The organism is Aeromonas sp. R4-3 (assembly GCF_040908275.1).
Classification (GTDB): domain Bacteria; phylum Pseudomonadota; class Gammaproteobacteria; order Enterobacterales; family Aeromonadaceae; genus Aeromonas; species Aeromonas rivipollensis.
In genome coordinates, this window is the sequence record NZ_JBFODK010000035.1 from 132,367 (window position 1) to 144,727 (window position 12,361).

The window sequence follows — 12,361 nt, forward strand, 5'->3', positions numbered from 1 at the left end:
TCAATGTTCCTTCTCGTGTGTGGCACAGGCGGGGTTGTCCCCGTGATCTGTGGCCAGGGGGACAGGGTGGCGGGCATGGCGTTCTATGATGGGCAGTTGTCTGGCCAGCGCCTTGTCGACCAGGGCGGGCAGCAGGGCATTGAGCCGCACGAACAGCTTCTCCGGCCAGCCGAGCCAGCTGCGGCGCGTCTCGTTGCACAGGGCGATGACGGCCTCCTCTGCCACGTCCTGGGGGCTGTCGGTCCGGGTGCCGAGCTCGGCATTCATGGCGTAGGCCGCCTGGGAGTTGAGGTGAGTGCGGGTGGCGCGGGGGGCAAAGTGCAGCACCTTGATGCCGGTGCCCTCCAGCTCCCGCCCCAGAGACTCGCTAAAGCCCCGCAGGGCGAACTTGCTGGCGCAATAGACGCTGTAACCGGCATAGCCGATGGCCCCGAGGCTGGAGCCTATGTTCATGATGACGGCTGGCTTGCGCAGCCGGGGCAGCAGGGCGCGGGTGAGCTGGATGGGCGCCTCTATGTTGAGCAGCAGCTGGCGCGTCACCTGCTCGCCGCTCTGATCCTCCAGCCAGGCAAACTGGTTGCAGCCCGCGCTGTTGATGAGCACATCCAGCCCCTGCTCCAGCGCCGGGTGTTGCAACAGCCTGGCCCGCTCCTGATGGGATCCCAGATCGGCGGTCACCGTCTGGTGGCGATCTGAATGAGGCAGCTCCTTGCGCAGGCGCTCCAGGGCGCTGGCCCGGCGTCCGTGCAGCAGCAGGTGCGCCCCCTGGGCCGCCAGCTCCATGGCCAGGGCTTCCCCTATGCCGCCGCTGGCGCCGGTGAGCAGTATGCGTTTCCCTTCAAGCTTCATTGACAGGATCCCGTGAGCTGATGGAGCATGTCGCCATAGAGGCGGTAGACCACCTTGGCCGAATGAATGATGGCGGCCTGATCCGCCGGGTCTTCCACCCGGTTCATCAGGGACTCGAAGAACTTGAGGTGCTCCTGATCCAGGGCGCCGTGGGAGCTCAGGTAGCTCATCGCCTGGGGCGGCAGGCCCAGACCGCTCTTGAGCTGGTCCGCCACCGTCAGGGCGATGGCGACGCTGGTGCCTTCCAGCACCTGCACCATGCCGAAGAAGCCCATGGGGTTGCCGCGCTGGATCTGGTCGTAGAGGAAGGCCACCATCAGCTCTATGGGCAGACCCGGCTGGCCGTGGCGCACCGCCTCGGCGTCACCGCCGCAGGCGCGGATGTCGTTCAGGATCCACTCCTGATGACCGTACTCCTCGTCTATGTACTCCCGGATGGCGCCGCGCACCCACTCATACTCCTGTCCCAGCTTGCCGCCGGTAGCCATCAGGAGCGGCACAGTGTGGCGCACGTGGTAGTAAGCCTCTGCCAGGAAGGCGAGGTAGGTCTCCCGGCTGATGTCGCCGCGGCGGCAGGCCTCAATGATGGGGGCATTGAACAGGTGCTCGCGCTCGGAGGCGGTGGCGTGTTGCAGGGTCTGGTAGAAGCTCATGAGGTCTCTCCTGTGAGGCCTTGGGTCAGGCATTGGTCGATCTGCCGGGAAAAATGGTGATAAATCTCGTTGCGACGGGGGCGGCCGTTGGCCGTCAGCAGGCCGGGGTGCTGATCCAGCGCCACCGGCAGCCAGTGATGGATGCGGGCGTAATCGGGCAGTTGCTGGTTGAGCCGGGCAATCTGCTCGGGTAATTGGGACTGGCTGTCCGGCAGCGGCTGGATCAGGGCGACGTTGGCGGGCTGGCCGTCACCGAAGATCACTATGCGGGCGATGGCCGGGCAGAGCTGGGCCTGGGCTTCCACCCACTCCGGTGAAAAGTTGCGGCCAAAGGCGGTGATCTGGACGTTCTTCTTGCGCCCCGTGATATGCAGGTAGCCCTCTGCGTCCAGGTGACCCAGATCCCCGGTGGCGATCTGCAGGTCCGCAGGCTCGCCTGCGGTGCTCTCTTCCCCCAGATAGCCGAGCATGGCGCTGCCGCTCACCATGACTTCGCCATCGGCGGCCAGGGTGACCTGGCAGTGGGGCAGGGGGCGGCCGACGCTGCCCATCAGGTCGGCGTCCGGGCCGTTGAGCGCCACGACAGAGCCGCATTCCGACAGGCCATAGCCCTCATAGACAGGGAGCCCCAGGGCGCGGGCATGGCGGATGAGATCGGGGGCGACCTTGCCGCCACCGACGGCGATGAAGCGCAGCCCCTTGAGCCGTTCGGCCAGGGCCTGGGTGTTGGCGCACAGCGCCAGCAGCAGGCGCAACAGTTCGGGCACCAGCACCAGGCTGTGGCTGGGCCAGCGTGTCAGGGCCTGGCCCAGCATGGCCGGGTTGAGGGTGCTGGAGCCGGTGAAGCCCAGCTCGCCGAGGGAGGGGATGCGGCTGCAGGCGCCGGTGAGCAGCGGCACGTACAGACCGGTCAGATTCTCCAGCAGGGTGGCCAGGGGCAGCAGGGCCAGGTGCTGTTCGACCCCGGCCGGCGCGACCCGCAGGGCCAGAGACTCGCAGACCGCCGTCATCTGGGCAAGGGACAGGCAGACCCCCTTGGGCTGGCCCGTGGTGCCCGAGGTATAGGTGATCTTGGCGGTGCCCAGGGGCAGGGCCGGGGGGGCGACCGGGGTACGCCGCCACAGGGGCAGCGCCTGTTCATCGGCGGCCCCCGTCATCAGGATGAGGGGGGCGGCGGCCTGCCAGCCCTCATGCTCGGGGCCCACCAGGGCATCGGCCCCGCTGCTCTCCAGCAGCCACGCCTGCTGGGCCGGGCTGAAGAAGTGGGGCACGGGAATGACCACTATCCCGGCCCGGGTGCAGGCCAGATCGATCAGCGCCCAGGGCAGACCGTTGTCGAGCTGCAGGGCCAGGCGGCGAATGCCGGCTTGCTGCAAGCGGTCGGCCAGGTGCTGGATCTGATGCCACAGGGTCTGGTAATCCAGCTCCCCCTGGCTGCCTTGCAGTGCCGGTCGTTGCGGCGTCAGGCTGGCGTGGCGGGCGATGGCGTCGAACAGGCTCATTGGGCGCACCTCTTGTCATGGCCGGCATGGTTAAAAAGCATGGGCATGGGCCCCAGCAGGTTGAGCAGCAGGCTGCTCTGGGCGAGCACCTCGCGCCCCTGGTTGATGTCCCCGGCCATCACCTTGGGCTGGCAGCGGTAGTATTCCCCCCAGGCACTGGCGTCTTCCCCCACCTGATGGGCCTGGGCAGGGGCCAGCTCCACCGGGTTGAGGCGCAGCCGGGCAAAGCTGTTGCGCAGCTTGGCGGTGCCGGTGAACACCACGTAGTCGAGGGCGTTGTCACACAGCAGCCGGCACAGGGCGGCAAACATCAGACGGGCATTGCCCGGCTCGCTGCAGGCGAGGTTGCCCACTTCGATGATGCGGCTGCGGGCCGGACGTACCCCGAGGCGGGTTTCGATGGCGGCCTCGATGGGCTGCTCCAGATACTGCTCCAGATAGAGGGGCTGCTCACGCTCCCCTGTGCTGGCGTGGTTGAGGCCACAGGCGCCGACCAGCACCCCATCGGCACGGTAGAGCCCGAGCAGGCAGGGCAGAAAATGGGGAATGCGGGCATTGAATTCGAGGGTGTAGGCGGCCTGGATATAGGCTTGCAGCGCCATGACCTGCTGCGGGGACTGTGCCAGCAGCAATCTGTAGGGGGCTTGGATCTCTATGGTCATGGTTGGCTCCTTCTCTTGGGATGGCTTGAGAGTAAAAGGGCAAACTTAAGAAACCCTTAAGGAGTAAAAAAAGTTGTCAGCAAGGCGGCGGGCAGGCAATCTGCGCGGCTGTCACCCAGGAGGATCCGTCATGTCATCAAGCGCCAGCTGCCCCCTCTGCTCGGCTCGTCACAGCTACCCCCTGCCGGTGGCGGGCAAGCGCTATCACCGTTGCCTGGCGTGCGAGCTGGTCTGGCTGGATGAGGCGGATCACCTGGACGATCAGGCCGAGAAGGCGGTCTATGACGGGCACGACAACCAGGTGGACGATCCCCGCTACCGCGGCTTTCTGATGCGGGCCTTCGGCGAGGTGCTCTCCCGGGTGAGCCCTCCTGCCAGCGGCCTCGATTTCGGCTGCGGCCCCGGCCCCGCCCTCATCGCCATGGGGCGGGAGGCGGGCTTCGAGATGGCGGGTTACGACAAGTTCTACGCCGACGAGCCTGAGCTGCTCACCCGTCGCTACGATTTCATCACCAGCACCGAGGTGATCGAGCACCTGGCCGCTCCCCGCGCCGTGCTGGACGGCCTCTGGGCCTGCCTCAACCCCGGCGGGGTGCTGGTGTTGCAGACCCAGCGGGTGCTGGGTGACGAGCGCTTCAAGACGTGGCGCTACCGCCACGACCCGACCCACATCGTCTTCTTCGCCGAGGCCTCGTTTCGCGCCCTGGCGGCCCGCTGGCAGGCGCAGGTCGAGTTTCCCCATGCGGATGTGGCCGTGTTCACCAAACCCTGAACGGGGCGTTTTCATTTGGCGGCGGCTTGGGCATGCTGGTGGCCTGACACCCTGGAACGGATGCCCTTATCTTCATGTCGATCCCCCATTTGTCATTGCAAGACGCCCGCCACCTGCAACTCGCAGCCCAGGGGCTGCTGACCCCGCGCCGCGCCAAGGCTGCTCCCTCCGATCTGCTGGCCTGCATAAGGCGCATGGCGCTGCTGCAGATAGACACCATCTCTGTGGTGGCCCGCAGCCCCTATCTGGTGCTGTTCAGCCGGCTCGGCCACTACGATCCGCGCTGGCTGGAGCAGTTGCTGGCCGAGGGGGATCTCTTCGAATACTGGGCCCACGAGGCCTGCTTCGTCCCTCGCGAGGATTACCGGCTGCTGCGCCATCGCATGCTGGATCCCGCCGCCATGGGCTGGAAGTTCTCCGCCCAGTGGCTCAAGACCCACGGCGGCGAGATAGAGCAGATAGTCGAGCGTATTCGCCGGGATGGGCCGGTGCGGGCCGCCGACTTTGAGCGCAAGGAGGGCAAGGGCAACGGCTGGTGGGACTGGAAGCCCGAGAAGCGCCATCTGGAGGTGCTGTTCACCGCAGGGCGCCTGATGGTGCGCGAGCGGCGCAACTTCCAGCGGGTCTACGATCTCGCCGAGCGGGTCATGCCGGAGTGGAACGACGAGCGGGATCTGCCGAGCCCTGAGCTCGCCCAGCGCGACATGGTGCGGGCCAGCTGCCGGGCGCTGGGGCTGGTCAAGACCGGCTGGGTGGCGGATTACTACCGCCTGCGGCGCGGCAAATACGACGCCCTGCTCCATCAGCTGGCGGACGAGGGGGAGCTGTTGCCGGTGCGGGTGGAGGGCTGGCAGCACGGGGCCTTCGTGCACGCCTCCCTGGCCGCTGAGCTGGCCCGGGCCCAGGCCGGCAGCCTCAAGGCGACCCACACAGCCGTGCTCTCGCCCTTCGATCCCCTGGTGTGGGATCGCAAGCGGGCCAGCGAACTCTTTGGCTTTGATTATCGCATCGAGTGCTACACCCCGGCCCCCAAGCGCCAGTACGGCTACTTCGTGTTGCCCCTGCTGCGCCGGGGCCAGCTGGTGGGGCGTCTGGATGCCAAGGCCCATCGCAAGGAGGGGGTGTTCGAGGTCAAGAGCCTCTATCTGGAGCAGGGGGTCAGGGTGAGCGCCAGCCTGGCGCAGGATCTGGAGAAGGCGCTGCAAAAGCTGGCCGACTGGCACCAGACCCCGCTGCTTCGCCTCGGCGCCATGCCGGCATCCCTGCAGGCCCTGTGGCCGGAGCCAGCGCTGCGTCCTTAGCCCGCAGGCTAAACGACAGCCAAACAAAAACCGGGCACTGGGCCCGGTTTTATCATCTGTTGCTGGCAACTTAAGGATTACTGGAGGACCAGCACCATCAGCAGACCGACGGTAATGGCGGACACCAGGAAGGCGAAGCCATAGAACACATAGTGGTGCAGCTTGGTGGTGTGGATCCCAAGGTCATGCAGGCCGTGATAGATGCGGTGCATGCCGTGCCAGATGGGCAGGGCTATGATGACCAGCAGTATGCAGGCACCCCACCAGGAGCTGGCGAAGGCGTGCACGCGCTCAAAGCTCATGGTCTCCACGTCCATGATGCCCATGGGCACCAGCAGACCGGTAATGAGGACAATCACCGGCAGCAGCATGGCAACCACCATGCCACCGGCACCAAAGAGTCCCCAGTAAATGGGTTCGTCAGAACGTCTCATCATTAATCTCCTCAAGCCACGATGATCAGGATCAGCAGGGATACCGCCGCCAGCGCCACATATTGAGCGATGACGATCGGCTTCTCCGGCACCAGGTCTTCGCCACGGAAGATGCGCATGGCCTTGGGGGCCAGGGCAAACCAGGTCTTGGCGTGGAACAGGCAGGCTGCCAGCGCTATGACGTGGAACAGGATGGCAACCGGGCTCTGCAGGGATTCCAGCCAGCCGTTGAACGCCTCCTGACCCTGCACCAGACGCAGCAGACCCCACATCAGCACCACGGCATAGATGGAGACGAAGATGCTGGTGCCTTCGCGGATCATGTAACCGGTGTAGAAGGCATTCTTCAGCCACCAGTCTTTCTTCATCTCGCGCACGTAGGGCTTACGTTTGCTTTGGGTGTTGTTCATGGTCTCACTCCTGGTCTCAATCCGGCTTGAACATGGCGATCATGTAGTCCTTGGCGCTCTCGACCTTGCCAAGCTGGATGGCTGCGGCCGGGTCTACGCCTTTCGGGCACACGTCAGAGCAGTAACCCACGAAGGTACAGCCCCAGACGCCTTCGTCCTGGCTGATGATCTTCATCCGCTCCTTGGACGCGCTGTCGCGGTTGTCGGCGTTGTAGCGATAAGCCAGCGCCAGGGCCGCGGGACCGGTGAACTTCTTGTTGATGCCATACTGCGGGCAGGCGGCGTAGCACAGGCCACAGTTGATGCACATGGAGAACTGGTGATACTTCGCCATGTCAGCCGGGGTCTGGGTGTACTCGCCGTCGCACAGGTTGCGCGGCTCGGACGGGATGATGTAGGGCTTGATGCTCTCCAGCTTCTCGATGAAATCGGACATGTCGACCACCAGGTCGCGTTCGATCGGGAAGTTGTTGAGGGGCTCTATGGTCATCTTGCCCGGCAGGTAATCCCGCAGGAAGGTCTTGCAACCCAGCTTCGGAATGCCGTTGACCATCATGCCGCAGGAGCCGCAGATCGCCATCCGGCAGGACCAGCGGAAGCTCAGGGTGGAGTCGAGCTGATCCTTGATGTATTGCAGGGCATCCAGCAGGGACATCTCTTTCAGGTAAGGCACCTGGAAGGTCTGCATCCAGGGCTCGTTATCCTGCTCGGGACGGTAGCGCAGGATTTCAATTTCGATCATCTCAGCCATTCTTCTTAGCCTCGTCTTGTTTCTCACCCTCGGAACCGTACACACGTTTTGCCGGTTGGGATTTAGTGATCTTCACATCGGAGTAATCGATGGTCGGGGCGCCTTCCTGGTTGTAGAAGGAGAGGGAGTGCTTGAGGTAGTTCACGTCATCCCGCTCTTCGTAACCGTCCAGACGCTGGTGGGAACCACGAGACTCTTTGCGGTTGATGGCGGAATGGGCCATGGCTTCGGCCACGTCCAGCATGTAGCCCAGTTCGATGGCGTACAGCAGGTCGGTGTTGAAGACAGAGGACTTGTCGTTGATCTTGACCTTCTTGTAACGGGCCTTCAGCTCGTTGATCTTGTCGATGGTGCCCTGCATCAGCTCTTCGGTACGGTAGATACCGACGCCAGCTTCCATGGACATGCCCAGTTCGTTGCGGATATCCGCCGGGTTTTCGGTGCCGTCGATGTCGAGCAGGGAGAGGTGCTGTTTGATCAGTGCTTCTGCCTTGGCGGCCAGTGCTTCGGTGTTGCCGTGCTGCTGGGTCGCCGCGAATTCGGCTGCCTGCTCACCGGCCACCTTGCCGAAGACCACTATCTCGGACAGGGAGTTGGAGCCCAGGCGGTTGGCGCCGTGCAGACCGACGGAGGCACACTCGCCAGCGGCGTAGAGGCCTGGCATGCGGGTGGCGCACTTGCCGTCAGTTTCGATGCCGCCCATGGTGTAGTGGGCAGTCGGACGGACCGGGATCGGCTCTTTCACCGGATCCACACCCACGTAGGCCTTGGCCAGTTCGCAGATGAAGGGCAGACGCTCTTTCAGGTACTTCTCGCCGAGGTGACGCAGGTCGAGGTGAACCACGTCACCCATGGGGCCCTGGATCACGCGGCCTTTCTGCTGCTCTTGCCAGAATGCCTGGGAGAGACGGTCACGGGGACCCAGCTCCATGTGCTTGTTCTTCGGCTGGCCGACCGGGGTTTCCGGGCCCAGACCGTAGTCTTGCAGGTAGCGGTAGCCATCCTTGTTGAGCAGGATGCCACCCTCACCACGACAACCTTCGGTCATCAGTATGCCGGTGCCCGGCAGACCGGTCGGGTGATACTGGACGAACTCCATGTCACGCAGCGGCACGCCGTGACGGTAGGCCAGCGCCATGCCGTCGCCGGTGACTATGCCGCCGTTGGTGTTGTAGCGGTAAACGCGACCGGCACCGCCGGTGGCCAGCACCACTGATTTGGCCTGGATGAAACGGGTGATACCGTTCTGGATGTCGAAGGTCAGTACGCCCTGGACGCGGCCATCTTCCACGATGAGATCCAGACAGAAGTGCTCGTCATAGCGCTTGATGGTCGGGTACTTGATGGAGGTCTGGAACAGGGTGTGCAGAATGTGGAAACCGGACTTGTCTGCGGCGAACCAGGTACGCGGGATCTTCATCCCGCCGAAACGGCGGACGTTGGCCTTGCCATCCGGCTTGCGGCTCCAGGGGCAGCCCCAGTGCTCCAGCTGGATCATCTCGTTGGTGGCGTTGTTGACGAAGTACTCGACCACGTCCTGCTCACACAACCAGTCGCCACCGGAGACGGTGTCGTTGAAGTGGTTTTCGAGGGAGTCGTCATCACGGACGACGCCTGCGGCGCCACCTTCGGCGGCCACTGTGTGGCTGCGCATCGGATAGACCTTGGAAATCAGGGCGATTTCCAGCTCCGGGTGGGCTTCTGCAATGGCGATTGCGGCACGCAGGCCACCGCCACCGGCACCGATGATGGCAACATCGGTCTTGATAATATCCACATCTGCCTCCTTAGGGATAGATTTGCTGGGCACGATTTTGCTCTATGAAAAAAATTCAGGCTTGATGCAAGTCAAACTGCTTTGTTTTAGTGCTTGGCAACGGTGGTTTTTATTACAACCACCCCATTCCTTGGATGAAAATGCCGTCATTATCGCCATCCATCAGTGATCTGGATCAGCCGTACTCGCTACTCTGGTGATTTTAACCCCAAGATTGTACGTAGTTTTCTTTCAAAAAAATGAGAAATGCCTCTCTTTTTAGGTATTACCCATAAAGTTTTTAAGTTTTTTATCAGAAATGTTTAGTGATAACTATTATCACCTTGGGGACTGCTGAAAAAACATCGAAAAAAGTAATGCGAATATAGTCAGGGCAGGCATCAGTTGCGTCAGAAGGATACTCGAATGGAGAGGCGGATCACAGAGTATCCGGTGTCGAAGGGGAATTATAACCATTGAAACGAAAAGGGTTTATAGAAAAAAAGGGGCCTGGACGGCCCCTTTTCATTGGCTCGATCAGATGCGGAACATGCCGACCTGATTGTTGAGCTCACCTGAAATATTTTTAAGTTGAGCCGAGAGATTGCGGGAGCTGTCCGCATCCACCGCCAGCTCGTCCGAGACGTCCTTGACCGCCTGGATATTGCGGCTGACCTCGTCGGTCACCGCCCGCTGCTCCTCGGCGGCACTGGAGATCTGGGTCGCCATGTCGGAGATCTGGTTGATGGAGGTGGTGATCTGCTCCAGGGCCTGGGTGGCATCGTTCGCGTCTTCCACGCTGTTCTGGGCCAGCAGCTGGCCCTCGTGCATGGTGCTGACGGCTCCCTGGGTGTTGCGCTGCAGCGTCTCTATCATGCTGCGGATCTCGACGGTGGAGCTGTGGGTTCGTTGTGACAGCACCCGCACCTCGTCGGCAACCACCGCAAAGCCGCGACCCTGCTCACCGGCCCGGGCGGCCTCGATGGCGGCGTTGAGTGCCAGCAGGTTGGTCTGCTCGGCGATGCCCTGGATGGTGGAGAGTATGGTGTTGATCTCCTGGGCGTTCTTCTCCAGCTCCTGGATGATGCCGGAGGCCTGCTTGACCTGGGTGGCGAGATCCGTGATGGAGCGCTGGTTGCGGGCGATCACCTGCTTGCCGTGCTCGCAACTGCTGGAGGAGCTGCGGGCTGCCTCTGCGGTCTGCTCGGCATTGCTGGCGACCTCGACGGCGGTGGCGGACATCTCGTGCACCGCTGTGGCTATCTGGGAGATCTCGTTCTGCTGGCGCGCCAGACCCTGGTTGGATTTCTCCGCCATGTCGTGGGAGGACCTGGCCTGCTGGTTGAGCTGCCCGGAGGAGTTGGAGATGTCCTGCACCATGACGTGGATGCGTTCGATGAAGGTGTTGACGTGCTTGGCGACTGTGCCGACCTCGTCTTCCCGCTCGATCTTGATGCGGCGGGTCAGATCGCCGTTGCCGCGGGAGAGATCCGCAATCGCCTCGCCGAGGGTCTTCAGCGGGGCCAGGGAGCTGTTGATGGCCACGTAGGAGAAACCGGCGACTATGAGGATGGTCAGCAGACCTTGCAGCAGGGCTGAGGTGACCATGCGGGAGACGGACTGGTAGGCGACCGCCTTGTCCACCACTATGCCGAAATACCAGTTGGTGTTGGGGATCTCGGTGAGGTCGAACACGCTCGCCTTGCCGCTGATATCCATCTCGGAGATGGTGTTGTCATGGGCCAGTTCGTTGACCTTGGCCGCCGTCAGCTCGGAGGAGAGGGCGGTGGCGGGCTTGAGGGTCAGTGCCTTGTCCGGGTGGGCTATGATGGTGCCGTTGCTGTCCACCAGGATGGCGTAGGTACCTTCCGAATTGATGGCCAGCACGTCGCGCACCAGGCCGTCGATGGAGACGTCACCGGCGATGACACCGTCGGTGTTGCCACGGCTGAAGGGCTCGGCGATGGTGATGATGAGGTTGCCAGACGAGGCATCGGCATAGGGGGCCGTGATGGCGAGCTTGCCGGCCGCCATGGCGTCCTTGTACCAGGGACGCTGGCGCGGATCATAGCCAGCGGGCAGGTTGGTCTGCTTGCTCTGGATCATCCGGCCATCCTTGGTGCCCACATAGACGAGGTCGAAGTTGCCTGCGTTCATGGACTGGGCCAGGTGGCTGAGGGGCTCATCCTCCTTGGTGAAGGCTTCCTTGGTGGCGGTGACCAGGCCGATGCGCGCATCGAGCCAGCGGGAGATGCCCTTGACGTTGGCGATGGAGCTGTCGTCGATGAAGCTCCAGATCAGCCGCTGTGTTTCGCTGCGCAGCTGGGTGGTGTTGTACCAGACCTGCAGGCTGGAGATGACCAGGATAATGGCCCCGATGGCGAGGACCAGCTTGTTCTTGATGGATAGATTCATGTTTACATCCTTGTGAGCGTCAGTCTGAGATCCGTGTGGTGTTTGTTATTGTTATGAGCCAACTCTGTATCGGCTGAAAGTGGACTTTATGTATCCCGGTGCACAGGAAATTTTCGATCTTTTTTCACCTCCTGATGGGCCGCCAGGCCGCGCCGATACTCAGCTGAATCGATCTGGTCGGTTGGTAAAGATGCCATCGACACCCATGGCCGCCAATGCAGCCCCATCACTCAACTCGTCGACCGTGTAGACCAGGATCTTGAGCCCACGACTATGGGCATCCGCCACCAGCCCGGCGTCGACAAAATCCACGTCGCAATTGAGCGACCAGGCACCCAGCTCTTCGGCGAAGCGGGCACCGTGCAGCGGCAGGCTGGCGGTCAGGGCCCCGAGGCGCAGATCCGGCCGCAGCCGGGCGAAGTGCGCCAGCTCGGGATGGTGAAAGGAGGAGACGACCCAGTGGGCCGGGGTGAAGCCGAGCTCGCGCTCTGCCCGCCGGGTCAGGGCCGCCACCGGCTCGGCGGTGTGCGCCCCCTTGAGCTCTATATGCAGCTCGCAGCGCCCGGCAATCAGGCTCATTACCTGCCACAGGGTCGGGATCCGCTCCCCGTCACCCGCATCCAGGCTCGCCAGATAGTCCCGTGACTGCTCGGTCAGCACCCCGTGGCCGTCGGTGCAACGCTCCAGCCGCCGGTCGTGGAAGACCCAGAGCTCGCCGTCTGCCTGCTGCACGTCGAGCTCGATGGCGCCGACTCCGAGTGCGATGGCTATCTCCATCGCCTTGAGGGTGTTCTCCGGCGCCAGCTTGCTGGCACCGCGATGGGCAATGATCTGCATGATTGGCTCCTGTGTTGTC

At 63.0% G+C, this 12,361-nt stretch carries 12 protein-coding genes; 2 read left to right on the top strand and 10 right to left on the bottom strand.

The genetic code is table 11. From position 1 onward, the window contains the following. Genes AB5Y91_RS12460 through AB5Y91_RS12475 form a run of 4 tightly spaced genes read right to left on the bottom strand, consistent with a single transcriptional unit; the run spans position 1 to position 3,666 of the window. Complete coding sequence (locus AB5Y91_RS12460; RefSeq protein ID WP_368169919.1) at positions 1-849, bottom strand: SDR family oxidoreductase; 849 nt, start codon at positions 847-849, stop codon at positions 1-3. After that, positions 846-1,502, bottom strand: coding sequence for a TenA family transcriptional regulator (locus AB5Y91_RS12465; protein ID WP_139744263.1), 657 nt, complete (start codon positions 1,500-1,502; stop codon positions 846-848). Before AB5Y91_RS12465 ends, AB5Y91_RS12460 begins: the two co-directional genes overlap by 4 nt. Beyond that, positions 1,499-3,004, bottom strand: coding sequence for an AMP-dependent synthetase/ligase (locus tag AB5Y91_RS12470; protein ID WP_368169920.1), 1,506 nt, complete (start codon positions 3,002-3,004; stop codon positions 1,499-1,501). Before AB5Y91_RS12470 ends, AB5Y91_RS12465 begins: the two co-directional genes overlap by 4 nt. Continuing rightward, complete coding sequence (locus tag AB5Y91_RS12475; RefSeq protein WP_106887565.1) at positions 3,001-3,666, bottom strand: thermostable hemolysin; 666 nt, start codon at positions 3,664-3,666, stop codon at positions 3,001-3,003. The genes AB5Y91_RS12470 and AB5Y91_RS12475 overlap by 4 nt, the downstream gene beginning before the upstream one ends. Before the next feature lie 130 nt (positions 3,667-3,796). Here AB5Y91_RS12475 and AB5Y91_RS12480 point away from each other — a divergent pair, with 130 nt between their 5' ends. Further along, positions 3,797-4,438, top strand: a complete 642-nt coding sequence (locus AB5Y91_RS12480; RefSeq protein ID WP_111910346.1) for a class I SAM-dependent methyltransferase — start codon at positions 3,797-3,799, stop codon at positions 4,436-4,438. A gap of 74 nt (positions 4,439-4,512) precedes the next feature. Then, positions 4,513-5,739: a winged helix-turn-helix domain-containing protein gene (locus AB5Y91_RS12485; RefSeq protein ID WP_368169921.1), complete on the top strand. Its 1,227-nt coding sequence runs from the start codon at positions 4,513-4,515 to the stop codon at positions 5,737-5,739. A 77-nt stretch (positions 5,740-5,816) separates the two neighbouring features. On the opposite strand, the gene frdD is transcribed toward AB5Y91_RS12485, so the two are convergent. The 6 genes from frdD to AB5Y91_RS12515 form a co-directional block, all read right to left on the bottom strand. Then, the gene (frdD, locus tag AB5Y91_RS12490) at positions 5,817-6,173 is read right to left on the bottom strand and encodes a fumarate reductase subunit FrdD (RefSeq protein WP_033130989.1); all 357 of its coding nucleotides are present in this window, start codon (positions 6,171-6,173) and stop codon (positions 5,817-5,819) included. A gap of 11 nt (positions 6,174-6,184) precedes the next feature. Continuing rightward, complete coding sequence (locus tag AB5Y91_RS12495; protein ID WP_106887562.1) at positions 6,185-6,583, bottom strand: fumarate reductase subunit C; 399 nt, start codon at positions 6,581-6,583, stop codon at positions 6,185-6,187. Between the two features lie 16 nt (positions 6,584-6,599). Then, positions 6,600-7,334: a succinate dehydrogenase/fumarate reductase iron-sulfur subunit gene (locus tag AB5Y91_RS12500; RefSeq protein ID WP_025326130.1), complete on the bottom strand. Its 735-nt coding sequence runs from the start codon at positions 7,332-7,334 to the stop codon at positions 6,600-6,602. Next, a complete protein-coding gene (gene frdA, locus AB5Y91_RS12505) occupies positions 7,327-9,111 on the bottom strand; it encodes a fumarate reductase (quinol) flavoprotein subunit (protein WP_025326131.1) in 1,785 nt (594 codons plus the stop codon). The genes AB5Y91_RS12500 and frdA overlap by 8 nt, the downstream gene beginning before the upstream one ends. 516 nt (positions 9,112-9,627) lie before the next feature. Further along, entirely contained in the window at positions 9,628-11,505 is a 1,878-nt protein-coding gene (locus tag AB5Y91_RS12510; protein ID WP_368169922.1) for a methyl-accepting chemotaxis protein, read from the bottom strand. A gap of 159 nt (positions 11,506-11,664) precedes the next feature. Continuing rightward, positions 11,665-12,342, bottom strand: a complete 678-nt coding sequence (locus AB5Y91_RS12515; protein WP_106887560.1) for a glycerophosphodiester phosphodiesterase family protein — start codon at positions 12,340-12,342, stop codon at positions 11,665-11,667. Positions 12,343-12,361 lie beyond the last annotated feature (19 nt).

Excerpts from the sequence above, each read along its gene's own strand:
- AB5Y91_RS12460 (WP_368169919.1), bottom strand. The coding sequence starts at position 849 with ATGAAGCTTGAAGGGAAACGCATACTGCTCACCGGCGCCAGCGGCGGC.
- AB5Y91_RS12465 (WP_139744263.1), bottom strand. The coding sequence starts at position 1,502 with ATGAGCTTCTACCAGACCCTGCAACACGCCACCGCCTCCGAGCGCGAG.
- AB5Y91_RS12470 (WP_368169920.1), bottom strand. The coding sequence starts at position 3,004 with ATGAGCCTGTTCGACGCCATCGCCCGCCACGCCAGCCTGACGCCGCAA.
- AB5Y91_RS12475 (WP_106887565.1), bottom strand. The coding sequence starts at position 3,666 with ATGACCATAGAGATCCAAGCCCCCTACAGATTGCTGCTGGCACAGTCC.
- AB5Y91_RS12480 (WP_111910346.1), top strand. The coding sequence starts at position 3,797 with ATGTCATCAAGCGCCAGCTGCCCCCTCTGCTCGGCTCGTCACAGCTAC.
- AB5Y91_RS12485 (WP_368169921.1), top strand. The coding sequence starts at position 4,513 with ATGTCGATCCCCCATTTGTCATTGCAAGACGCCCGCCACCTGCAACTC.
- frdD (WP_033130989.1), bottom strand. The coding sequence starts at position 6,173 with ATGAGACGTTCTGACGAACCCATTTACTGGGGACTCTTTGGTGCCGGT.
- AB5Y91_RS12495 (WP_106887562.1), bottom strand. The coding sequence starts at position 6,583 with ATGAACAACACCCAAAGCAAACGTAAGCCCTACGTGCGCGAGATGAAG.
- AB5Y91_RS12500 (WP_025326130.1), bottom strand. The coding sequence starts at position 7,334 with ATGGCTGAGATGATCGAAATTGAAATCCTGCGCTACCGTCCCGAGCAG.
- AB5Y91_RS12510 (WP_368169922.1), bottom strand. The coding sequence starts at position 11,505 with ATGAATCTATCCATCAAGAACAAGCTGGTCCTCGCCATCGGGGCCATT.
- AB5Y91_RS12515 (WP_106887560.1), bottom strand. The coding sequence starts at position 12,342 with ATGCAGATCATTGCCCATCGCGGTGCCAGCAAGCTGGCGCCGGAGAAC.